Source organism: Methylocystis sp. sgz306128 (assembly GCF_056032725.1).
The window spans coordinates 333,238-355,756 of the sequence record NZ_JBVYWO010000003.1; the positions used below are offsets into that span (position 1 = coordinate 333,238).

General features: G+C 61.5%; 19 protein-coding genes. 12 read left to right on the forward strand and 7 right to left on the reverse strand.

The genetic code is table 11. From position 1 onward, the window contains the following. Positions 1-17: 17 nt before the first annotated feature. Complete coding sequence (locus AC0N03_RS07680) at positions 18-1,166, reverse strand: CaiB/BaiF CoA transferase family protein (protein ID WP_474288061.1); 1,149 nt, start codon at positions 1,164-1,166, stop codon at positions 18-20. Continuing rightward, positions 1,166-2,359 carry an acyl-CoA dehydrogenase gene (locus AC0N03_RS07685; RefSeq protein ID WP_474288063.1) on the reverse strand — a complete coding sequence of 398 codons (1,194 nt, stop codon included), beginning with the start codon at positions 2,357-2,359 and terminating at the stop codon, positions 1,166-1,168. Before AC0N03_RS07685 ends, AC0N03_RS07680 begins: the two co-directional genes overlap by 1 nt. Before the next feature lie 215 nt (positions 2,360-2,574). Between AC0N03_RS07685 and AC0N03_RS07690 the strand changes: the two genes are divergently transcribed. The 4 genes from AC0N03_RS07690 to AC0N03_RS07705 all read left to right on the forward strand — a co-directional run bounded on the left by AC0N03_RS07690 (position 2,575) and on the right by AC0N03_RS07705 (position 6,616). Next, positions 2,575-2,886, forward strand: a complete 312-nt coding sequence (locus tag AC0N03_RS07690; protein WP_474288065.1) for a rhodanese-like domain-containing protein — start codon at positions 2,575-2,577, stop codon at positions 2,884-2,886. Between the two features lie 171 nt (positions 2,887-3,057). After that, positions 3,058-5,382 (forward strand): xanthine dehydrogenase family protein molybdopterin-binding subunit, encoded by a 2,325-nt coding sequence (locus tag AC0N03_RS07695; protein ID WP_474288066.1) that lies wholly within the window; start codon positions 3,058-3,060, stop codon positions 5,380-5,382. A gap of 122 nt (positions 5,383-5,504) precedes the next feature. Then, a complete protein-coding gene (locus tag AC0N03_RS07700; protein ID WP_474288068.1) occupies positions 5,505-5,906 on the forward strand; it encodes a thioredoxin family protein in 402 nt (133 codons plus the stop codon). Further along, positions 5,903-6,616: a cytochrome c biogenesis CcdA family protein gene (locus AC0N03_RS07705; RefSeq protein ID WP_474288069.1), complete on the forward strand. Its 714-nt coding sequence runs from the start codon at positions 5,903-5,905 to the stop codon at positions 6,614-6,616. The genes AC0N03_RS07700 and AC0N03_RS07705 overlap by 4 nt, the downstream gene beginning before the upstream one ends. On the opposite strand, the gene AC0N03_RS07710 is transcribed toward AC0N03_RS07705, so the two are convergent. The 5 genes from AC0N03_RS07710 to AC0N03_RS07730 all read right to left on the reverse strand — a co-directional run bounded on the left by AC0N03_RS07710 (position 6,613) and on the right by AC0N03_RS07730 (position 10,933). Further along, a complete protein-coding gene (locus tag AC0N03_RS07710) occupies positions 6,613-7,641 on the reverse strand; it encodes a phosphotransferase family protein (protein ID WP_474288070.1) in 1,029 nt (342 codons plus the stop codon). The two genes, AC0N03_RS07705 and AC0N03_RS07710, sit on opposite strands and share 4 nt — an antisense overlap. After that, positions 7,626-8,828 (reverse strand): acyl-CoA dehydrogenase family protein, encoded by a 1,203-nt coding sequence (locus tag AC0N03_RS07715; protein ID WP_474288071.1) that lies wholly within the window; start codon positions 8,826-8,828, stop codon positions 7,626-7,628. Before AC0N03_RS07715 ends, AC0N03_RS07710 begins: the two co-directional genes overlap by 16 nt. A gap of 63 nt (positions 8,829-8,891) precedes the next feature. Next, on the reverse strand, positions 8,892-9,647 hold the full coding sequence (locus AC0N03_RS07720; RefSeq protein ID WP_474288072.1) for an SDR family NAD(P)-dependent oxidoreductase: 756 nt from the start codon (positions 9,645-9,647) through the stop codon (positions 8,892-8,894). 113 nt (positions 9,648-9,760) lie between these two features. Beyond that, a complete protein-coding gene (locus AC0N03_RS07725; RefSeq protein ID WP_474288073.1) occupies positions 9,761-10,099 on the reverse strand; it encodes a hypothetical protein in 339 nt (112 codons plus the stop codon). Between the two features lie 135 nt (positions 10,100-10,234). Beyond that, positions 10,235-10,933 carry a cyclic nucleotide-binding domain-containing protein gene (locus AC0N03_RS07730; protein WP_474288074.1) on the reverse strand — a complete coding sequence of 233 codons (699 nt, stop codon included), beginning with the start codon at positions 10,931-10,933 and terminating at the stop codon, positions 10,235-10,237. Positions 10,934-11,191: 258 nt separating this feature from the next. Here AC0N03_RS07730 and AC0N03_RS07735 point away from each other — a divergent pair, with 258 nt between their 5' ends. The 8 genes from AC0N03_RS07735 to AC0N03_RS07770 are packed head-to-tail and all read left to right on the forward strand — an operon-like array spanning position 11,192 to position 22,495. Continuing rightward, positions 11,192-13,918: a nitrate/nitrite transporter gene (locus tag AC0N03_RS07735; RefSeq protein WP_474288075.1), complete on the forward strand. Its 2,727-nt coding sequence runs from the start codon at positions 11,192-11,194 to the stop codon at positions 13,916-13,918. Positions 13,919-13,936: 18 nt separating this feature from the next. Next, positions 13,937-17,686, forward strand: a complete 3,750-nt coding sequence (locus AC0N03_RS07740) for a nitrate reductase subunit alpha (RefSeq protein ID WP_474288076.1) — start codon at positions 13,937-13,939, stop codon at positions 17,684-17,686. Between the two features lie 12 nt (positions 17,687-17,698). Continuing rightward, positions 17,699-19,231, forward strand: coding sequence for a nitrate reductase subunit beta (narH, locus tag AC0N03_RS07745; protein ID WP_474288077.1), 1,533 nt, complete (start codon positions 17,699-17,701; stop codon positions 19,229-19,231). Further along, positions 19,231-19,983 (forward strand): nitrate reductase molybdenum cofactor assembly chaperone, encoded by a 753-nt coding sequence (gene narJ / locus AC0N03_RS07750; protein ID WP_474288078.1) that lies wholly within the window; start codon positions 19,231-19,233, stop codon positions 19,981-19,983. Before narH ends, narJ begins: the two co-directional genes overlap by 1 nt. 13 nt (positions 19,984-19,996) lie before the next feature. Next, positions 19,997-20,701, forward strand: coding sequence for a respiratory nitrate reductase subunit gamma (gene narI, locus AC0N03_RS07755; RefSeq protein ID WP_474288079.1), 705 nt, complete (start codon positions 19,997-19,999; stop codon positions 20,699-20,701). A 5-nt stretch (positions 20,702-20,706) separates the two neighbouring features. Next, entirely contained in the window at positions 20,707-21,528 is an 822-nt protein-coding gene (locus AC0N03_RS07760; protein WP_474288081.1) for a peptidylprolyl isomerase, read from the forward strand. 12 nt (positions 21,529-21,540) lie between these two features. After that, on the forward strand, positions 21,541-21,915 hold the full coding sequence (locus AC0N03_RS07765) for a hypothetical protein (RefSeq protein ID WP_474288082.1): 375 nt from the start codon (positions 21,541-21,543) through the stop codon (positions 21,913-21,915). Next, complete coding sequence (locus AC0N03_RS07770; protein WP_474288083.1) at positions 21,881-22,495, forward strand: DUF2478 domain-containing protein; 615 nt, start codon at positions 21,881-21,883, stop codon at positions 22,493-22,495. The genes AC0N03_RS07765 and AC0N03_RS07770 overlap by 35 nt, the downstream gene beginning before the upstream one ends. The last annotated feature ends 24 nt before the right edge of the window (positions 22,496-22,519 follow it).

Consider the following 22,519-nt stretch of genomic DNA (forward strand, 5'->3'; position numbering starts at 1 on the left):
GACAGCGCATTCAGGCATTACGCCTTCTTGCCGGTCTCCAGTTCGGCCAGCACCTGCGCATTATGCTCGCCCTTGTTGGGCGCGCGGCGGCTGAGCGCGAGTTCGGCGTCGGAGAATTTCAACGGGGTCCGCAGACCCGGCACGCCGTCCACCTCGATTTTCATACCGCGATGCTGAAACTGCGGATCAGCAAAAACATCGGCGACGCTGTTGATCGGCCCGGCAGGAACAATCGCCGCTTCCATTGCTGCAAGCAGCGCATCGCGCGGCCATGAGGCGAGCGCGGCGCCAAGCGCCGAAGTCAGTTCAGCTCGGTTTTTAACACGCAGCGCATTGGTGGCGAAGCGCGCGTCCGCGGCAAGCACATCAAGCCCGAGCACGCCGCACAAACGCTGAAACTGGCCGTCATTGCCCACGGCAATGATGACATGGCCGTCGGCAACCCTGAAGGTCTGATAGGGCGCGATATTAGGATGGGCATTGCCAAGGCGTCTGGGCGCGACGCCGCTGGCCAGATAATTCATCGCCTGATTGGCAAGGACACCGCTCATGCAGTCGAACAAGGCCATATCGATATGCTGGCCAAGTCCGGTCTTTCCCCGCTGGATCAGCGCCGCCTGAATGCCGATGACACCATAAAGCCCGGTGAATATATCGGCAAAAGCCACGCCCATTTTCTGCGGCTCGCCCTCGGGCTGGCCGGTAAGATCCATGATTCCCGCCATGCCCTGAATCATGAAATCATAGCCCGCGCGCTGCGCATAAGGCCCGCTCTGGCCAAATCCCGTAACCGAGCAATAGATGAGGCGCGGGTTGAGTGCCTTCAGGCTCTCATAATCGAGGCCATATTTCTTCAGGCCGCCAACCTTGAAATTCTCGATCAGCACATCGGCTGTCGCAACGAGCCTCCGAACCAGATCCCGGCCCTCAGGGCTGGTAAAATCCGCGACCACCGACCGCTTGCCGCGGTTGCAGGCGTGATAATAGGCAGCAGAGCTCTCACCCGCCGTTTCAATGAAGGGCGGCCCCCAACTGCGGGTATCGTCACCCTCGGGGCTTTCGACCTTGATCACGTCCGCGCCCAGATCAGCCAGCGTCTGGCCGATCCATGGCCCGGCCAGAATGCGCGCCAGCTCGATAACCCTGATGCCGTCGAGCGGGCTCATCAGAAGAAGGCCTGAATGCCGGTCTGCGCGCGGCCCAGAATAAGCGCATGCACGTCATGCGTTCCCTCGTAGGTATTGACGGTTTCCAGATTGGCGGCATGGCGCATGACGTGATAGCCGATCTGGATGCCGTTGCCGCCGTGCATGTCGCGGGCAGCGCGCGCAACATCGAGCGCCTTGCCGCAATTGTTGCGCTTCATCAGCGAGATCATCTCCGGCGCCATCCGGCCTTCATCCATCAGGCGGCCGACGCGCAGAGAGCCCTGCAATCCGAGCGTGATCTCTGTCTGCATGTCGGCAAGCTTCTTCTGATAGAGCTGCGTGGCTGCGAGCGGCCTGCCAAACTGCCGGCGATCCAGCCCATATTGGCGAGCGCGGTGCCAGCAATCCTCCGCAGCGCCCATCACACCCCAGGATATGCCATAACGGGCGCGGTTGAGGCAGCCGAACGGCCCCTTGAGGCCGGAAACGCCGGGCAGAAGCGCCTCCTCGCTCACTTCGACATTGTCCATGACGATTTCGCCGGTGATGGACGCGCGCAGCGACAGCTTGCCGTCGATTTTCGGCGCGGAAAGGCCCTTCATGCCTTTTTCGAGAATGAAGCCGCGGATCTCGTTGTCATGCGCGGCCGATTTGGCCCAGACAACAAAGACATCGGCGATCGGCGCGTTCGATATCCACATTTTTGCGCCATTGAGTCGATAGCCGCCCGCGATCTTCTCGACACGGGTTTTCATGCCCGCAGGGTCGGAGCCTGCATCGGGCTCTGTAAGGCCGAAACAGCCGATTTTCCTGCCGGAGATGAGATCAGGCAGATATTTCTGCCGCTGCGCTTCGCTGCCATAAGCCTGAATAGGATATATCACCAGAGAGGATTGCACCGACATCATCGAGCGATAGCCCGAGTCAACCCGCTCCACCTCGCGCGCCACCAGCCCGTAAGAGACATAACCCGCCCCGGCTGCGCCGTATTTTTCCGGCGCCGTGACGCCAAGCAACCCCGCTTCACCCATCAGGCGGAAAAGGCCGGGATCTGTCGTCTCATCAAGATAGGCCTTCTCAATGCGCGGCGCGAGTTCGCTCTGCGCGAAGCTGCGGGCGGCGTCGCGGATCATGCGCTCATCCTCGGTGAGCTGGTCTTCCAGCAGAAAAGCGTCGTTCCAGACAAAAGCGGCGGGGGCAGAAGCGGACAAGATCGACTCCGAACTTTAAGAGACAGAATTCAAGTCATAATCGTTGTCGCGTCCGAAAACCAGATGCGCACAGCGCCGTTTTAGGTCGCCGCAGGCTCAACCTTCGTTCAAACTGGAAAAAATCCGCAAGGCTGGCGCTTTTCGTTCGGCGTCACTTGCCTCGCTGATGTTAGCGCTTTATCGTGCGCCGCATTGGATTACAGCGAGGATCTTACATGTCTGGGCCGAAGGAAATTTCAATCGAGGCTTTGAAGGCGGGCATGGCCGACGGATCATTGGTGGTCGTGGACGTGCGCGAGCCCAACGAGTTTGCCGCCGGACATATTCCCGGCTCCGTGCTTAATCCGCTCTCCGCATTCGACGTCAGCCGCCTGCCGGCCGGCAAGCGCGTCATCCTGAGCTGCCGCTCCGGCAACCGCTCGAAAACAGCCTTCGCCATGGCGCAGGCGGCGGGGCGCACGGATGTAGATACGCATTTCGCGCCCGGTTTTCTCGGCTGGTACAATGCGGGCGAGCCCGTCGAATAGGTTTGCCCGGTGGCTCTGAAACGATCTCCTGTCTGGACGACAGCATCTGGATGGCTGCTGGCCGGAAAGCGCGGCGGCGACCTGCCCGTCTGAGTCCGACGCGTTCCACTGCATGCCACCGCAATCATTCGCGCTTGTGCGCGCTCAACATACGAAAACAAGGATTTTGGTATGAAACCGATGAAATTTGGCATAGGCCAGTCCGCCCGACGCGTGGAAGATGTGCGCTTCACCACGGGAAAAGGACAATATACCGACGATATTCAGCCAAAGGGCGTGCTGAATGCATTCGTGCTGCGCAGCCCCCATGCCCACGCTACCTTCACGATCAGCGACATCGAGGCGGCAAAATCAGCGCCGGGCATTCGCCTGATCCTGACAGCGGCGGATATCGCTCACCTCGGGCCGCTGCCGTGCAGCGGCGTGCCTGACGGCGTCGAGATGGAATTGCCTGTCTATCCCGTGCTGGCAAAGGACGTGGTGCAGCATGTGGGGGATGCAGTGGCGCTCATCGTGGCGGACACTCTGGCGCAGGCGCGCGCCGCCGCCGAACTGATCGAGGTCGATTATCAGTCGAAACCCGCCGTCGCCACCATCGAACAGGCCATCGCGCCGGGCGCAGCGCAGGTCTGGCCCTTCGCCGCCGGCAATATTGCCTATGAAGCCACCATGGGCGATCTCGCCGCGACAGAGGCCATATTCGCCAGTGCGGCCAAGGTGGTCAGCATTACGGTTGTCAACAACCGCGTTGTCGCCAATTACATGGAAACCCGCTCAGCCATTGGCGCCTATGATGCGCGCAAGCAGGAATTCACCCTGACGACAGGATCGCAGGGGGTGCATTCCATCCGCGGCATCGTATCGAAGATCATGCAGATCGCGCCGGGCAGCCTCCACGTGAAAACGCCGGATGTCGGCGGCGGATTCGGTACGAAAGGCTTCGTCTACCGCGAATATCCGCTGGTGCTGGAAGCCGCCAGACGGCTGGGCAAGCCGGTGAAATGGGTGGGCGACCGTTCGGAACATTTCGTGGCCGACACGCAGGGCCGCGACAATCTCACCACAGCCCGGATGGCGATGGACGAGAAGGGCCGCTTCGTCGCCATGAAAGTCGATATTCTGGGCGGGCTTGGTTCCTATCTCTCGACATTCGCGCCCTATATTCCCTGGCTCGGCATGTCCATGGCCACCGGATGCTATGATATCAAGGCCTATGCCGGCCGGGTGCGCGGCGTCTACACACATACGGTTCCCGTGGATGCCTATCGCGGCGCGGGACGCCCTGAGGCCGCCTATGTGCTGGAGCGCCTTGTCGATGCCTGCGCCCGCGAGATGAACATCGGCCGCGACGTGATCCGCGCACGCAATTTCATCAAGCCGAAGCAGATGCCCTACCGCACGCAGACTCACCGCACCTATGATGTTGGTGATTTCGAGGGCGCGATGAAAACCGCATTGCTCAAAGCCGATTACAAGGGCTTTGAAAAACGCGCGAAGGCCTCCGCCAAGTCCGGCAAACTGCGTGGTATCGGCTTTGCGTCCTACATCGAATGCACCGCATGGGGCGACGGCGAGGAAGGCTCGGTCGAACTGAACAAGGACGGCACATTCACCATGCGTGTCGGCACCCAGTCCAACGGACAGGGCCATGCCACGGCCTATGCGCAGGTGGTGGCGCACTATCTGGATGTGCCGCTTGAACAGGTCACGCTCATTCAGGGCGACTCGAAAGCCGTGCCGACCGGCCACGGAACCGGCGGATCGCGCTCCATCCCGGTGGGCGCGGCCATGCTCAATCTGGCTTCGGAAAAGCTCTCGCTGCAACTGAAGGATCTGGCCGCCGACATGCTGGAGGCAGCGCCGTCCGATGTCGAGATCGCCAATGGCGCCATCCGCATCGCGGGCACCGACCGCGCTGTCACCTATGCCGAGATCGCCGCCTCGCCCAAGGCCAAACCATCGCAACTGAAAGCGGTGGCGTCCTACGAGCCGCCGGAAGCAACCTATCCCAACGGAACCCACGTCTGTGAGGTCGAGATCGACCCCGAGACCGGCACAACCCGGATTGTCGGATATCATGTCGTCGACGACTTCGGCATGACGCTTAACCCGCTGCTTCTGGCTGGTCAGGTGCATGGCGGCATCGGGCAGGGCATCGGACAGGCGCTGTTCGAGCGCACCGTCTTCAGCGAAGACGGCCAGTTGCTGACCGCCAGCCTGATGGATTACGCCCTGCCGCGCGCCGATGACGTGCCCTCATATGAATTCGAGACGCGCAACATCCCCTCGACCAGCAATCCAATGGGCCTCAAGGGCGCTGGCGAGGCCGGCTCCATCGGCTCAAGCCCGGCGGTGATGAATGCGGTAGCCGATGCGCTGTATCGCGGCTATGGCATTACGAAAATCGACATGCCAGCAACGCCTCTTGCCGTTTTTGACGCAATCCGTGCGGCCGGAGGCTATAATCGTCCCGGCCCGCGTTATCAGGGTCACTGAACCGCTGATCAAGCGCCTGCCGCCATCCTCTGCCGGGGATAGGCGGCGGGCCGCATCACAAAGACGTGATGCTGCATCCGGGCCGCACAAACCGCCGTAAACAGACAAAACGGAGGTTCATCATGTTATCGCGCCGAATGCTTCTCTCTTCAGGTCTTATGATGGCCACCGGGCTTGTGGCTTTTGCCCGGCCCGCCGCTGCGCTTGAATTGCAGCCCTATGTTGCCAGCGACGTTGAAAAAATGATCAGGTCCGGCAAGCCGGTCGTGGTGCATGTCTATGCGCCCTGGTGCCTGCAATGCCATGCGCAGGCTTCCATTCTCTCCAGCCTTGCTGCCAGCGATTACGCCAAGATCAGCTTCTACCGCGTCGATTACGACAACCAGAAGGATATTGTCGCCGCGCTCAAATGCCCGCGTTCAACCCTCATTGCCTACAGGGGCGGCAAGGAAATCACCCGCATGTCGTGGAGCACTTCGGAAAAGGATGTGGTCGACGTGCTGAAAGCCGCTTTGAACGGATGATCACGCTGCTTCTTGCCTTTATGGCTGGCCTGCTCACCATCGTGTCGCCCTGCGTACTCCCGCTTGCGCCCATCGTGATCGCCGGTGCGCGCGCCAGAAACGCCAGCGGGCCGCTGATGCTGGCGCTTGGCCTTGCCGTGACATTCGGTCTGGTCGGCGGCGTGCTCGCCAGCTTCAGCATCGAGTTCGGCGAAGCGGGCTTTATCCGCAATATTGCTGCTGCGCTGATGGTGGCCTTTGGCCTGATCATGCTGATTCCGGCCCTTGGACTGAAAGCCGAGGCTGCGCTCGGACCTCTTGCCGGTTTTGCCGACCGGCTCGGGCAGATGCAGGGCAGACTCGGCCTGCGGGGCCAGTTCCTTGCCGGCGTCATTCTGGCCTTTGCCTGGGCGCCCTGTGTCGGCCCCACCCTGGGCGCGGCCTTTGCCCTTGCGGCCAGCGGCGGCTCGCTGGCGAGCGCCGTCATCACCATGACCGCCTTTGCCTTTGGCGCGGCGCTGGCCCTGCTGCTGGCGGGATTCGGCATTTCGCGCCTTGCCGCGCGCGGGCGCCTCCTGACCCGCCTGAGCGGCCGCATCGCCAATGACATTCTTGCAGCGGTTCTGATCTTCGTCGGCGGCGCAATATTGAGCGGTGCGGATATCGTGATCGAGGCCCGGCTGGTTTCGCTCATGCCCGACTGGCTGGTACAGGCAGCCACGAAAATCTAGACATTCCGCACGGCTTCCAGACCGCGGGCAGCAAAGCGGGCAGCAAGACGCGGTGCGGCCGAGGTTGCATCGCCCGCCGCATTTCCCTGACGCGCGCGGTCGGCAATGCCGACGAAAATCACGGCAAACCGGAATAGCGCAAAGGCAATGTGAAACGGCAACAACGGGTTTGTCGCAGCCGCATGTGCGAAATAATGCTGCACGAATTCCTCTTCGCCCGGAATGCCCATCGCCGCCCGGTCGAGCCCGATAATCCCGCCATATTCGTCGGGGCTGGAGTGCCAGGGCATGACGCAAAAGCCTAGATCGGCCAGCGGATGGCCAAGCGTCGAGAGTTCCCAGTCCAATATGCCGAGAACCCTTGGTTCATGCGGGTGGAAGATCAGATTGCCAAGCCGGAAATCGCCATGCGCAATGGCGACCTGTCCGTCATCCGGCGGCAGGTTAGCGTTGAGCCAGTCCATCAGCCGGTCAAGATCGGCGATCCGTTCCATCGGCGAATCGCGCCATTGCTGCGACCAGCGGTCGATCTGGCGGCGGAAATAATTGCCGGGCCTGCCGAAATCGCCAAGCCCGACCGTCTCTGGACGCACCCTGTGCAACCGCGCCAGCGCCTCCGCCATGGCGAGATAGATCCCGCGCCGCTCATGGGGAGCGGCCTCCTCCAGCGCGGCGGAATGAAACACCCGCCCATGCAGGCGGCGCATCAGATAGAACGGCGTGCCGATGATGCCGGGGTCCTCGCACAGCAGCACCGTTTCCGGCACCGGAACATCCGTCCGGGCCAGCGCCGTCAGAACCCGGTATTCGCGCTCCACCGCATGCGCGCCGCGCAGGATCGGCCCTGCGGGCTTTTTGCGCAGCACGAAGGCCTCGCCGCCATAGGTCAGGAAATAGGTTGGGTTGGATTGTCCGCCGCCGATGCGTTCAAGCACGGGCTCGCCCGGGCCGCCCAGTTGCGCGCGCAGAAAATCAGCCAGCGGCCGGGGATCAAAATCAAGCTGCAGCGTCATGCGACGGGCCATGACCAGAAGCCGCGCCCCTCCTTGGAGAGAAAGCCGCTGAGCACCATTTTGTGCACTTCGTCAGCGCCATCGACGAGCCGCGCCTGCCGGGCATAGCGGTAAATCCATTCGAGCACCGTATCCTGCGAATAGCCGCGCGCACCATTGATCTGAATGCCGATATCGGCGGCATCATGCAGCACGCGGGCCACATGCACCTTGGCCATGGAAATTTCCTTGCGGGCATAACGCCCCTGATCGAGTTCCCATGCCGCGCGCATCACCAGCAATCGCCCGATCTCGATGCGCATGGCTATATCGCCCAGCATGAGCCGGATGCTCTCGCGCTCAGCCAGCTTCTGGCCAAAGCCGGTACGCACGGCAGCATAATCCTGCGCGATCTCTATGCTGCGCCGGGCCAGACCCAGCCAGCGCATGCAATGCGTCAGACGCGCCGGACCAAGCCGCACCTGCGTCACCTTCAGCCCCTGCCCCTCGCCGCCCAGAATATCGGCATCAGTAACGCGCAGGCCGTCAAATTCCAGCTCGCAATGGCCGCCATGCTCCTCCGGCCCCATGATGTCGATGCGCCGCGCAATGCGCCAGCCCGGCTGATCCTTGTGAAAAAGAAAAGCCGTCAGGCCGTGCCGCGGGTCATCCGAAGTGCGGGCAACCACAATGAAATGGCTGGCGGTCTGCGCACCGGTGATGAACCATTTGCGCCCGGAAATGACATAGCCGCCGCCATCGCGCACCGCCCGCGTCATGATCATGCCGGGGTCGGAGCCGCCGCCCGGATGCGGCTCCGTCATGGCGAAGGCCGAGCGCACCGCGCCAGAGACGATAGGATCAAGCCATTTGCGCTTCTGCTCGGCGCTGCCCATCGCCTCCAGCAACATCATATTGCCATCATCGGGAGCCGCCGAATTGAAGACGACGGGGCCAAAAATGGAACGGTTCATCTCCTCGTAGCACACGGCCATGCCAACCTTGCCAAGGCCGGCCCCGCCGCTTTCGGGCTTGAGCTGCAGGCACCAGAGCCCCTCGGCTCTGGCTCTGGCGCGCAATTCCTGCAAAGGCGTCTCGGCAATATTGCCATGGCCGTCATAGGACGCACGCTCCGCCTCAAGCGGCAGGATATGCGCCCCGACAAAGGCAGCAATGCGCGCCCGGTAATCCTCGATACGCGAAGCAATTTGAAAATCCATGAGCGTTCCAGTCCTCAGCCAAATATGTGCGTGTTTTCAATCCCGCGCCAAAAGAGCGAAAATTCAGAGCGATGAGACCAGATGCCCGCCGTCGACGGCCAGCGTTGCACCAGTGATGTAGCGACCGGCATCGGAGCACATCAGCAGCAAAGCGCAGTCAAGATCGGCCATTTGCCCGAGCCTGCGCATCGGAATGCGCTGGATCATGCGCTGCCCGGCCGGCCCGGCGAAGAAATCCCGGTTGAGATCTGTTTCCACATAACCGGGGCAGAGGGCGTTGACGCGGATGGAATCGCGCGCCCATTCAAGCGCAAGCGCTTTTGTGAGCTGGATCAGCCCCGCCTTGGAAGCGGCATAGGCTGCAACATGACTGGCGACGCGCAGTCCGAGAATGGACGCAATATTGACAATAGCGCCGCCGCCGGCAAGCCTCATCCGCGCTGCCACAGCCTGAGACAGCATAAAAGCGCCCTTCAGATTCGTATCGATGACATTGTCCCATCCGGCTTCGCTCAGATCGGCGGCGCTGACTCCAGTCGCTATGCCGGCATTATTGATCAGGATATCAACAGGCTCCCCGAATTCAGCCAGAGCCTGCGCTATGGACTCGCTGCGGGTGACATCAAGTTCCAGCGCAACGGCTGTTCCGCCCGCAGCTGTCAGGCGTTCGCAATGATCCTGCAAGGCGACGCGCCGCCGCGCCGCCAGAACAACCCTTGCGCCCTGACGCGCCAGAAGCCCGGCAAAATGCAATCCCAGCCCGCCTGAGGCACCGGTGATCAACGCTGTCTTTCCGGCAATATCGTCAAAATGCGCCATTCTCAGCTCCGAAGGCCAGACTGACAGCCATCATAGCCGGAAACGAAAGGGAGCAAAGCCCCCCGGACCTTCAACCTAAGGCGCAAGTAAATTTGGCTCCCGGGCGGTCGGCTTCAGTGAGACCTGCCGGGCGGCATGCCGCGACGGCGCAAAATGACGGGCACCAGCGCCCGCAGGCGCGGGCCCGGCGCAGCGCCCTCATCCTTCATGCCCATGACAGCGGTGGCGCAGAACAGGCCGCCAAAACTGAAAGCGAAACTGGCCACAAACAAGAAACCCGCCACGAACAGCACATCGGAATGCGCCATCAGCGTGCGCAGGCCGCCTGCATCAAAGGCCAGCAATGCGCCCGCAAGCGCCGCGCCTACGCCCATGCCCAGCAGCCAGTGCATAACCATGAAGCGCCAGATCGGATGTCTGGGCAGGATGGAAAGGATGGAAAATCTTCTCATGATCGCTCCCGGCCGGGCACGCAAGCCCGGACAGGCCTGCCGCGAAGAAAGGGATATTATTTCTTTCATATGGGAGCAAACCGGCATATTGCCACGGCACAGCGCATAATGGCGGCGAGTCAGCCTTCTGGCGAGTCAGCTTTTTGGATCATCGATCATCGGGTCGGGCGTGGCGAGCTTGATCAGAGCGGGCATGTCGGTGATGCTGATATGCGGGCCGCCAACCCTGACGCCATAGGCCTGAAGCGTCACAAAACTGCGCGAAAGCACCTCGGGCGCCATGCCGAGACGGCTGGCAAGCACCTTCTTGTCGAAAGGCAGGTCAAATTCGCCCGAAAGTCCGTTCTCGACGTTATAGCGCAGCAGCCAGGCTGCCAGCCGTTCAAGGCCGGAACGCAATTTCTGGTTCTTTAGTTCCTTGACGACGGAGCGGTAAGCCTTGGCCAGTTCGTGCGTGATGGAGCGGGCAAAGCTGGCATCAATATCAAATATGCGCCGCGTCGCCTGCGCCGGCACCATCAGAATCCGCGAGGACGTCAGCGTGCGCGCCGCCTTCAGATAGCGCTTGTCGAGAATAACGGCCGCAAGGATGAAGCAATCCCCCGGTCCGACCACCGACACTGTCGTCTCGCGCTCCCGGAACGAGCCGAATATCTCCACCTGCCCTTCCAGCACGATGTGCAGGAAATCGGCCGGATCGCCCTGTTGGATAAGATCGACATGAGCAGGGAACCGCTGCAGAAAGGCGCCATGCAGCAATTCGGACAGATGCGCCTCGCTCAGATTTGCCAGCAGACCAATCTGCCGCACAAGATCGAGTTCCTCCGCCCGCATAGGCCGCACCTTTCCAAAAATTCAATTCATCAAATCACGACCGCAGCCAAAAATCACGCTTAAAATTGATTTTAGTCATGTCGCCGATTGCAGATCAGATACCAGATCATTGCCACATTTACGGCAACAACTTGCCTCGTACCACGACACAGCTTGAATCGTGTTTTTTGCGCACTGGCCTTGATCCAAATCAAGGGAAACGGATCGTTTATACCAAAAATCCGACCTCGGAGAGGCAAAATCCGCCGCGAGGGCAAGATGAACACATGTTTCGCATCAAAAAGCAAAAAGAATGCTGCGCTATGGATGTCGACATTCAGTTTTACGGTGTGCTTTTCAGTCTGGACGATTTTTGCGATCATCGGCATCCAGATCAAGAGCAACCTCGGTCTCGATGAAACCGAATTCGGCCTGCTCGTCGGCACGCCAATTCTCACCGGCTCGCTCATCCGGCTGATTCTTGGCATCTGGGCAGATCAGTTCGGCGGGCGTCTCGTCTTCTTCTGGACAATGGTGACAGCCGCTGCGGCGACATTCGCGCTGACCTTCGCTTACGATTACCCCACATTCCTGCTGGCGGCGCTGGGCGTCGGCATTGCGGGCGGCACCTTCTCCGTTGGCGTTGCCTATGTTGCAAAATGGTTCCCCAAGAACCAGCAGGGTACCGCACTCGGCATTTTCGGCGCGGGCAATGTCGGCGCCGCCGTCACCAAATTTGCGGCCCCCAGCGTGCTTGTCGCATATGGCTGGCAGATGGTGGCCATCGTCTGGGCCATTGCCTTGCTGGCGACGGCCATCGTGTTCTTTTTTGTGACCAGCGACGACCCGGATCTGGCCGCGCGGCGCGCGAATGGCAAGAAAGCCGAATCGCTCAAAGCCATGCTGGAGCCGCTCAAAAGCGTGCAGGTCTGGCGCTTCTCGCTGTATTATTTCTTTGTTTTCGGCGGCTTCGTCGCGCTGGCTCTGTGGCTGCCGCGCTATCTGATGGGCGTCTATCATCTCGACATCAAGACCGCCGGCATGATTGGCGCGGTCTATTCGATCCCCGCTTCCCTGTTCCGCGCCTATGGCGGAGTCCTCTCCGACAAATATGGCGCGCGGCGCATCATGTACTGGACGTTCTCGGTCGCCGCCATAGCCACGTTCATCCTCTCCTACCCGCCGACAGAATATACGATGATCGGCGAAAAGGGCGCCATCAGCTTCCATCTTGAAACCGGAATTTACAGCTTCATGGGGCTGACCTTTGTCCTTGGCTTCTTCATGAGCCTCGGCAAGGCCGCCGTCTACAAGCATATCCCGGTCTATTACCCCGACCGGGTCGGCGCGGTGGGCGGCATTGTCGGTCTGGTGGGCGGCCTTGGCGGCTTCATCATGCCGCTTGCCTTCGGCTGGCTGCTGGATCAGAGCGGACTCTGGCAATCCTGCTTCATGCTTCTGTTCGTCATCGCCACGACATCGCTGGTCTGGATGCATTTCGCCATCCGGCAGATGGAGCGCGAGGCCACAGAATCCACGTTGAAGCGGCTGCCCGAACTGCCGGAAATGCTGCCCATTCACGAGGCCCGGCACATCGGCGCGCTCGCGGGCCATATCATCGAGGACTGGCGGCCAGAGGATGCCGAATTCTGGCAGACAAAGGGGCGCGCCATCGCCCGGCGCAACCTGTGGATCTCGATCCCCGCGCTGCTGCTGGCCTTCGCCGTCTGGATGGTCTGGTCGGTCGTTATTGCCAAGCTGCGGGCCATCGGCTTCAAGTTCGATACCGAGCAATTATTCTGGCTGGCGGCGCTGCCGGGTGTATCTGGCGCGACGCTGCGCATCTTCTATTCCTTCATGGTGCCTGTTTTCGGCGGGCGCATGTGGACGACGCTCACCACCGCTTCGCTGCTCGTTCCGGCGCTCGGCATAGGCTTCGCCGTGCAGAACCCGGATACGCCCTATTATATCTTTGTGCTGCTGGCGCTGATGTGCGGCGCGGGCGGCGGCAATTTCGCCTCGTCCATGGCCAATATCTCGTTCTTCTTTCCCAAGAGCGAGAAAGGCAACGCGCTGGCGCTTAACGCGGGGCTCGGCAATCTCGGCGTCAGCGTGGTGCAGTTCGTCGTGCCGATTGTCGTGACCTTCGGCATTTTCGGAGCGGCGGGCGGCGACGGGCAGGTGCTCGGCAACGGGCAGAAGCTGTTCGTGCAGAATGCCGGTTTCGTCTGGGTGCCGTTCATCATTGCCGCCGCCGTCGCGGCCTGGCTGGGCATGAACGATCTGGCCTCGGCCAGAGCCTCCTTCACCGATCAGGCGGTGATCTTCCGCCGTCTCGACAACTGGCTGATGAGCTGGCTCTATGTCGGCACGTTCGGATCGTTCATCGGCTATTCGGCAGGCTTCCCGCTGCTGGCCAAGATGCAGTTTCCGGCTATCGACAGCCTGCAATTTGTCTTCCTTGGCCCGCTGGTGGGTGCGCTCTCGCGCGCCGGCTCCGGCTGGGTGGCGGATAAATGGGGCGGGGCGCGCGTCACCTTCTGGGTCTTCTGCGGCATGATCGTCGCTGTGGTGGGCGTCATGTATTTCCTCGCCACAAAGGACCAGCCCGGCGCGTTCTGGGGCTTCTTCGGCTGCTTCCTCGCCCTGTTCTTCCTGACGGGAGTGGGCAATGCCTCGACGTTCCAGATGATCCCCAACATCATGCGCAAGCGCGTGCCGGAACTGGAGCCGCAACTCTCACGCGAGGCTGCGCTCAAACAGGCCGAGAAGGAAAGCGCCGCCATCATCGGCTTCACCTCGGCCATTGCCGCCTATGGCGCCTTCTTCATTCCGCAGAGCTATGGCACATCCATCGCCCTCACGGGCGGGCCGGAAGCCGCCCTGCTCTGTTTCCTTGTTTTCTATGTGACCTGTGTCGCGGTGACATGGGCTTTCTACACCCGCAAGGGCGGCCTGCTCTTCGATGTGGAGCGCCCGCGCTTTCGCAAAGCCAGAACCGCCTGAATTTAAAAGAGGATCATCATGAGCCATTTTCTCGACCGTCTGACCTTCTTCTCCAAGGTTCGTGAACCATTTGCCAACGGGCACGGCATCACCACCAACGAGGATCGCCGCTGGGAGGATGGCTATCGCAAGCGCTGGCAGCACGACAAGATCGTGCGCTCGACGCACGGCGCCAACTGCACCGGGTCCTGCTCATGGAAGATCTATGTCAAGGGCGGCATCGTCACCTGGGAAACCCAGCAGACCGATTATCCACGCACGCGCCCCGATCTGCCCAACCACGAGCCGCGCGGCTGCTCGCGCGGGGCCAGCTACAGCTGGTATCTCTATTCCGGCAACCGCGTGAAATATCCGCTGATCCGCTCGCGCCTTCTGCGTCTGTGGCGCGAGGCCCGCAAGAACGCCGCGCCTGTCGCAGCCTGGGCCTCCATCGTCGAAAACCCGGAAAAGCGCGCCGCCTACACGAAAAAGCGCGGCATGGGCGGGTTCGTGCGCGCCCGCTGGGAAGAGGTCAACGAGATCATCGCCGCCGCCAATGCCTATACAATCAAGGCGCATGGCCCCGACCGCATCTTCGGCTTCTCGCCGATCCCGGCCATGTCGATGGTGAGCTATGCCTCGGGCGCGCGCTATCTCTCACTGCTTGGCGGCGTGTGCATGTCCTTCTACGACTGGTATTGCGACCTGCCGCCCTCCTCGCCGCAGACATGGGGCGAACAGACCGACGTGCCGGAATCCGCCGACTGGTATAATGCCGGCTTCATCATCCTGTGGGGCTCCAACGTGCCGCAGACCCGCACGCCCGACGCCCATTTCTATACGGAAGCGCGCTATCGCGGCACCAAATCGGCGGTCATCTGCCCCGATTATTCCGAGGCGGCCAAATTCGGCGATATCTGGCTCTCAGTGAAACAGGGTACGGATTCGGCCCTCGCCATGGCCATGGGCCATGTCATCCTCAAGGAATATCACGTCAACCGGCAGGTGGACTATTTCACGCGCTATCTGCGGCAATATACCGATATGCCGATGCTGGTGCGCCTCGTAAGGCAGAACGGCATCTACGTGCCGGAGCGTTTCCTGCGCGCCTCCGACTTTGACGCCGGTCTGGGCGAGACCAACAATCCGGAATGGAAGACTGTCGCCTATGACGAGGCGAGCGGCAATATTGTCGTGCCGAAGGGCTCGATCGGCTTTCGCTGGGGCGAACAGGGCAAGTGGAACCTTGAGGAGAAGAACGCCAAGGACGAGAATACGCGGCTGCGGCTGTCTCTGGCCGACATCAGGGACGAATTTGCCGAAGTCGGTTTTCCCTATTTCGGCAATATCGCCCATGAGCATTTCACCCATACCGACCACGCCAGCGTGCTGACGCGCAATGTTCCGGTCAAGAAACTCAGGCTGGCCGATGGCGAGACTCTGGTCGCCTCCGTCCATGACCTGTTCATGGCCAATTACGGCATCGACCGCGGCTTCGGCGGCGGCAATGTCGCGAAGAATTTCGATGACGATGCGCCCTATACACCCGCATGGGCCGAGAAGATCACAGGTGTCTCGCGCGACAAGATCATTCAGGTTGCGCGCGAATTCGCCACCAATGCCGAAAAGACCAATGGCCGCTCCATGGTGATCATCGGCGCCGCCATGAACCATTGGTATCACGCCGACATGAACTACCGCGGCGTCATCAACATGCTGGTGATGTGCGGCTGCATCGGCCAATCCGGCGGCGGCTGGTCGCATTATGTCGGGCAGGAGAAGCTGCGGCCGCAATCGGGCTGGGCGCCTCTGGCCTTCGCCCTCGACTGGGGCCGCCCGCCGCGCCAGCAGAACGCCACCTCGTCGTTCTACGCACATTCCGACCAATGGCGCTACGAGACGATGAATGTCGGCGATATCATCTCTCCCACCGCGCCCGAAGGCGCATGGGATGGCGCGATGATCGATTATAACATCCGCGCCGAGCGCATGGGCTGGCTGCCTTCCGCGCCGCAGCTCGAGACAAATCCGCTGCATCTGGCCGCAGCTGCGAAAAAGGCCGGCATGGACATAAAGGATTATGTCGCCAACGGCCTGAAGGACGGCACCTTGAAAATGTCCTGCACGGACCCGGATAATCCGAAAAACTGGCCGCGCAACATGTTTATCTGGCGCTCAAACCTGCTGGGCTCGTCCGGCAAGGGCCATGAATATTTCCTCAAGCATCTGCTTGGCACCAGCCACGGCGTCATGGGCAAGGATCTCGGGGCCGAAGGCCGCACCAAGCCGATGGAGGCCGTCTGGCACGAGCAGGCGCCGGAGGGCAAGCTGGACCTGCTGGTGACGCTGGATTTCCGCATGTCCACAACATGCGTCTATTCGGACATCGTGCTGCCCACCGCCACATGGTATGAGAAAAACGATCTCAACACCTCGGACATGCACCCGTTCATCCATCCGCTCACGGCGGCGGTTGACCCGGCATGGGAGGCGCGCAGCGACTGGGAGATCTACAAGGGGCTGGCCAAGAGCTTCTCGGCGGTTGCGCCGGAGGTTCTGGGGGTCGAGCAGGACACTGTTCTCACCCCGATGATGCACGACACAGTGGGCGAAATCGCACAGCCCTTCGACGTCAAGGATTGGAAAAAGGGCGAATGCGAGCCCATTCCCGGCAAGACCATGGCCAACGTGACTGTGGTTGAACGCGATTACCCCAATATCTACAAGCGCTTCACGGCGTTGGGCCCGCTGATGGACAAGCTCGGAAACGGCGTGAAGGGCATCAACTGGCCAACCGAAACCGAGGTCGAGCATCTGCGGCATCTCAACGGCGTCGTGACCGACGAAGGCCCCACAAAGGGCATGCCGAAAATCGTCACTGACATTGATGCCGCCGAAACCTTGCTGATGCTGGCGCCCGAGACCAATGGCGAAGTGGCGGTGCGCTCATGGGAGAGCCTCTCGAAAACCACGGGGCGCGAGCACGCTCATCTCGCGCTGCCCAAGGAAGACGAGAAAATCCGCTTCCGCGATGTGGTGGCACAGCCGCGCAAGATCATCTCGGCGCCGACATGGTCGGGTCTGGAAAGCGAGAAGGTCTGCTACAACGCCGGCTACACCAATGTGCATGAGCTTATTCCATGGCGCACCCTCACCGGCCGCCAGCAGCTTTATCAGGATCACCTGTGGATGCGCGCCTTCGGCGAGGCGCTGTGCGTCTACCGCCCGCCGATAGACCTGCGCGCGACAAAGCCCGTGATCGACATGAAGCCCAATGGCGAAAAGCAGATCGTGCTCAATTTCATCACCCCGCACCAGAAATGGGGCATCCACTCCACCTATACCGACAACCTGCTCATGCTCACGCTGTCGCGCGGAGGGCCGATTGTCTGGATCAGCGAGGTGGATGCCGCAAAGGTCGGCATTGCCGACAATGACTGGATCGAGGCCTACAACGCCAATGGCGCGCTGACGGCACGCGCCGTCGTCTCGCAGCGCGTGAAGGAAGGCATGGTCCTGATGTATCACGCGCAGGAAAAGATCGTGAACGTGCCCGGCTCCGAGATGACCGGCCAGCGCGGCGGCATCCACAATTCCGTGACGCGCGTCGTGCTCAAGCCCACCCACATGATTGGCGGCTATGTGCAATATGCCTATGGCTTCAATTATTACGGCACGATCGGCACCAACCGCGATGAATTCGTCATCATCCGCAAGGTGAAGAATATCGACTGGCTGGAACGTCCCCACAAGGATGCAGCCTCCGCCGCCCTGCCCGTTTCAGCATAAAGGACCGAGAAAATGAAGATTCGCGCGCAAATCGCCATGGTGCTGAACCTCGACAAGTGCATCGGCTGCCACACCTGTTCGGTCACCTGCAAGAACGTCTGGACCAGCCGCGAAGGCATGGAATATGCCTGGTTCAACAATGTGGAAACCAAGCCCGGCATCGGCTATCCGAAGGACTGGGAAAACCAGAAGCGCTGGAACGGCGGCTGGAAACGCAAGGCCAACGGCAAGATCGAACCGCGCATCGGCTCGAAATGGCGCGTGCTGGCCAATATTTTCGCCAATCCTGACCTGCCGGAAATCGACGATTACTACGAGCCCTTCACCTTCGATTACGAACATCTGCAGAAGGCGCCTGAAATGGAGGCCTTTCCAACGGCGCGCCCGCGTTCGCTGATCACCGGCGAGCGGATGGAGAAGATCAACTGGGGCCCGAACTGGGAGGAAATTCTGGGCGGCGAATTCTCCAAGCGCTCCGCCGACTATAATTTCGAGGGCGTGCAGAAGGAGATGTACGGCCAGTTCGAAAACACCTTCATGATGTACCTGCCGCGCCTGTGCGAACATTGCCTCAACCCGGCCTGCGTCGCCTCCTGCCCGTCCGGCGCGATCTACAAGCGCGAGGAGGACGGCATCGTACTCATCGATCAGGAAAAGTGCCGCGGCTGGCGCATGTGCGTCTCCGGCTGCCCCTACAAGAAGATCTATTACAACTGGTCCACCGGCAAGAGCGAGAAATGCATCATGTGCTATCCGCGCCTTGAGGTTGGCCAGCCGACGGTCTGCTCCGAAACCTGTGTCGGGCGTATCCGCTATCTCGGCGTGATGCTCTATGACGCCGATGCTATCGAGGCCGCCGCCAGCGTGCCCAATGAGTCCGATCTCTACGAGGCGCAGATGAAGGTCTTCAAGGATCCGAACGACCCCGCCGTGATCGCGCAGGCGCGTGCCGATGGCGTGCCGGAGAACTGGCTGGAAGCCGCGCGCCAGTCCCCCGTATGGAAAATGGCGATGGAATGGAAGGTCGCCTTCCCGCTGCACCCGGAATACCGCACTCTGCCCATGGTCTGGTATGTGCCGCCGCTCTCGCCGATCACCTCGGCCGCGGAAGCCGGAAAGATGGGCATAGATGGCGGAATGCCAGATGTGCGCTCTCTGCGCATCCCTCTGAAATATCTCGCTAATCTACTTACCGCCGGCGAAGAGGCACCCGTCGCCTCGGCGCTGGAGCGCATGCTGGCCATGCGCGCCTACATGCGGGCCAAGACAGTGGACGGCGTGATTGACGAGGCGGTCGCCCGCCGCGTCGGCCTTACGCCCCTGCAGATCGAGACCATGTACCAGATCATGGCCATCGCCAATTACGAGGATCGTTTCGTCATTCCGACCTCGCACCGCGAGACCACCGAGGACGCCTATGACCTGCGCGGCGGCTGCGGCTTCTCCTTCGGCAACGGCTGCTCGCCCGGAGAAAACAACGTCAACATGTTCGGCGCTAAGACCGCCACCGGCAAGCCGGCCAAGAATCCGATGGAGATCGCCTGATGAAAAGCCTGAAAGCGCTGTCGGCGCTGCTCACCTATCCGCGCGAGGATCTCATCGCCGCCTTGCCTGAGATCCGCACCCTGCTCGACAGCGACCCCTTGCTGCGCGCCGGCGAGAAGCGCGGCCTGCGGGCGCTCGCAGATCATCTTGAAGCCACGGACCTGTTTGACCTGCAGGAGGCTTACGGCCTCATGTTCGACCGCACGCGGGCGCTCTCGCTGCACCTGTTCGAGCATGTGCATGGCGAAAGCCGGGATCGCGGACAGGCCATGGTGGACCTCATCCGCGTCTACGAGGAAGGCGGCTATACGCCGACCATCGAGGAACTGCCCGATTACCTGCCGCTGTTTCTCGAATATGCCTCCACGCGGCCGCCGCAGGAGGCGATCGAACTTATCGGCCAGCCCGCCCACGTGCTTTCCGCGCTGGCCGAACGCCTTGCCAAGCGCAATTCGCCCTATGAAGCGATCTTCCGGTCCCTGCTGAGCCTTTCCAGCGCGAAGCCCGACCGCGAGGCGCTGGCCGCCCTTCTCGCTGAGCCGGAACACGCGCCCGACGATCTCGAAGCGCTCGATGCCGCATGGGAAGAGGAAGAGGTCAAGTTTGGCCCCGGCGCAGCCGCGTCCGATGCCTGCGGCCACGAAGGCCTGATCGCCAAGGTGCGTCAGGCCCGCCGCCCGGCGCCCGGTCTCGAATCCGCCCCGAAGGCCGGGCCGCGCACCACATTCGCGCATACCGGCGCAAAAATCTGAGAAGGATCACGTCATGGCCTCCTACATCAATCACGCCCTGTTCGGCTGGTATCCCTATCTCTGCATCACTGTTTTCGCGCTCGGCTCGCTCATCCGCTTCGACCGCGAGCCCTACACATGGAAGACCGGCTCCTCGCAACTCTTGCGGCGCAAGCAACTGCGCTGGGGCTCGAACCTGTTCCACGTCGGCATACTCATCATTTTTGCCGGGCATTTTGTCGGCCTGCTGACGCCGATCTTCGTGTTCGACGCGCTCGGCATCCCGCACAGCTTCAAGCAGGGCCTCGCCATTGTCGTGGGCGGCCTTGCCGGCCTGATGTGCCTTGCCGGCATCGCGATGCTCACGCACCGGCGGCTGTTCGATGCGCGCATCCGCGCGACATCGAGCTTCGCCGACACGGCCATATTGCTGATATTGTTTGCGCAATTGCTGCTTGGGCTTGGCACGATCTCCGTCTCGCTGGGGGCGATGGACGGCCATGAAATGGTCAAGTTCATGAACTGGGCGCAGGGTGTGCTCATCCTGCGCGCCGATGCCTGGACCTATGTCGAGGACGTGCCGCTGATCTTCAAGCTGCATCTCACGCTGGGAATGACCATCTTCCTGCTGTTTCCGTTCACGCGGCTGGTGCACATCTGGTCGGCGCCCGTCTGGTATCTGGGACGCACCGGCTATCAGGTCGTGCGCTCGCGCCACAAACTCAAGGCTGCGGAGTAAGCATCATGTCAGACACCTGTGAGATCAAATCCCCCAAGATCGACATCAAGCCGCGCGCTGTCAGCGTCAATGATGTCACGATACCCCGGAACGCCATCGCCCGCGAGGCCCAGAACCATGCGGCGCCAAGCCCCATTGCTGCATGGAAGCAGGCCGCGCGGGCGCTGGTCATCCGCGAGTTGCTGCATCAGGAAGCAACCCGTCTCGGCATTTGCGCCGAACCGCAAAGCGACGAGGAAGGCCGCCGGGAGACACCGGACGAGGCCAATATGCGCGCGCTGATCGACGCAGAGGTCAAGGTGCCCAGCGCCGACGATGCCACCTGTGCGCGCTATTACGCGCAGAACCGCGCCAAATTCCGTTCCGCGCCGCTCTATGGCGTCCGGCATATTCTGATCGCCGCCGCCGCTGACACACAGGCGCGCAAGACGGGACGGGCGCAAGCGGAAATTCTCATCGCCACCCTGCAGGAGACTCCGTCGCGGTTCAGCGACATGGCCCGCGAATTCTCGGCCTGCCCCTCACGCGAGGTAGGCGGCAATCTCGGCCAGATCAGCCCCGGCCAGACCGTTGCCGAATTCGACGCGGCTCTGCGCACCATGGCCATCGGCCTGCATCCCGAGCCGGTCGAAACACGCTATGGCTTCCACGTTATCCTGCTGGATCAGAAGGTCGAGGGTGAGGAACTGCCCTTCGATCTCGTGAAAGCGCGCATCGCCGCCTATCTCAACGAGAGCGTGCGCCGCCGCGCGCTCCAGCAATATGTCGCCATTCTGGCCGAACGCGCTGTCATCACCGGCATCGATCTCGTCCCGGAAGCCGCCTGAAGGAAAATAAACATGCTGCTCGGAACCCTGCTGGAAGACCTGCAAAACGAATCAAACGCCATATCGCTGCTGGAGGCGACCGGCGATCTCGTGCTTCTCGCGCGCATTTCGGCCATGGCCGGAGAATATGGCGAGACAAACGGCGAATATGCGGCCAATGCAGCCGCCAGATTCGCCGTTGCCGCGAGCGATGAATGCTGGCTCTCACTGATGACCAAGCTGGAGCGCAGCGAGAATGACCCGGCGCGCGCCTGCCTTGAACACATGATCGACTGGGCGCTCAAGCGCGACGCCGAGCCCATGAAGACCGGCGGCTGCACGTGCGGCGGCCATCATGGCGCGGAGGACGGCCATGATCATGAACATGAAGGCCACGCGCATGGCTGAGGCTGCCCGCGCCCCGCTCGCCGCCGTCATTTACGGCGAGGGCAGATATCCCGACCAGATATTCAGCCGGACGGTGCGGGATCTGCAGACACGCGGACTGCGCCTTGCCGGCATCATCCAGCATGATGTGATGCGCAGCGACCGCAGCCGCTGCGACATGATTCTGGAGGAACTGGGCTCGGGCGCTCTGATCGGCCTGTCGGAAGATCGCGGCAAAGAGTCGCGCGGCTGCCGCATCGATCAGAACGGCCTGATGCGGGCGGCAGGCCTGATCCTGCATTCGCTGGCGCAGGAACGGCCAGATCTGCTGATCATCAACAAATTCGGCAAGGTGGAAGCCGAGGGCGGCGGCCTGCGCGAGGTTATCGGCGAGGCGCTGGCTCTGGACATTCCTGTTCTGATCGGTGTATCGCTGCGCAATATTGAGGCATGGCGCGCTTTCGCCGGATCTTTTGCCTGCGAATTAGGCACGGGATGCAGCGAGGTCGAGAGCTGGATCAAGGCCGTCGTCGCGCCCGCGCACCAGCAGGAGCGCGCGAAGGGCATGAGATCCGGCCATCTGGCGCGGGAAACGATGTGAGATGCAAGCGTGTCATAACAACAA

Coding starts and splice junctions, on each gene's coding strand:
- AC0N03_RS07680 (WP_474288061.1), bottom strand. CDS start 1,166: ATGAGCCCGCTCGACGGCATCAGGGTTATCGAGCTGGCGCGCATTCTG.
- AC0N03_RS07690 (WP_474288065.1), top strand. CDS start 2,575: ATGTCTGGGCCGAAGGAAATTTCAATCGAGGCTTTGAAGGCGGGCATG.
- AC0N03_RS07695 (WP_474288066.1), top strand. CDS start 3,058: ATGAAACCGATGAAATTTGGCATAGGCCAGTCCGCCCGACGCGTGGAA.
- AC0N03_RS07700 (WP_474288068.1), top strand. CDS start 5,505: ATGTTATCGCGCCGAATGCTTCTCTCTTCAGGTCTTATGATGGCCACC.
- AC0N03_RS07705 (WP_474288069.1), top strand. CDS start 5,903: ATGATCACGCTGCTTCTTGCCTTTATGGCTGGCCTGCTCACCATCGTG.
- AC0N03_RS07710 (WP_474288070.1), bottom strand. CDS start 7,641: ATGGCCCGTCGCATGACGCTGCAGCTTGATTTTGATCCCCGGCCGCTG.
- AC0N03_RS07715 (WP_474288071.1), bottom strand. CDS start 8,828: ATGGATTTTCAAATTGCTTCGCGTATCGAGGATTACCGGGCGCGCATT.
- AC0N03_RS07720 (WP_474288072.1), bottom strand. CDS start 9,647: ATGGCGCATTTTGACGATATTGCCGGAAAGACAGCGTTGATCACCGGT.
- AC0N03_RS07725 (WP_474288073.1), bottom strand. CDS start 10,099: ATGAGAAGATTTTCCATCCTTTCCATCCTGCCCAGACATCCGATCTGG.
- AC0N03_RS07730 (WP_474288074.1), bottom strand. CDS start 10,933: ATGCGGGCGGAGGAACTCGATCTTGTGCGGCAGATTGGTCTGCTGGCA.
- AC0N03_RS07735 (WP_474288075.1), top strand. CDS start 11,192: ATGAACACATGTTTCGCATCAAAAAGCAAAAAGAATGCTGCGCTATGG.
- AC0N03_RS07740 (WP_474288076.1), top strand. CDS start 13,937: ATGAGCCATTTTCTCGACCGTCTGACCTTCTTCTCCAAGGTTCGTGAA.
- narH (WP_474288077.1), top strand. CDS start 17,699: ATGAAGATTCGCGCGCAAATCGCCATGGTGCTGAACCTCGACAAGTGC.
- narJ (WP_474288078.1), top strand. CDS start 19,231: ATGAAAAGCCTGAAAGCGCTGTCGGCGCTGCTCACCTATCCGCGCGAG.
- narI (WP_474288079.1), top strand. CDS start 19,997: ATGGCCTCCTACATCAATCACGCCCTGTTCGGCTGGTATCCCTATCTC.
- AC0N03_RS07760 (WP_474288081.1), top strand. CDS start 20,707: ATGTCAGACACCTGTGAGATCAAATCCCCCAAGATCGACATCAAGCCG.
- AC0N03_RS07765 (WP_474288082.1), top strand. CDS start 21,541: ATGCTGCTCGGAACCCTGCTGGAAGACCTGCAAAACGAATCAAACGCC.
- AC0N03_RS07770 (WP_474288083.1), top strand. CDS start 21,881: ATGATCATGAACATGAAGGCCACGCGCATGGCTGAGGCTGCCCGCGCC.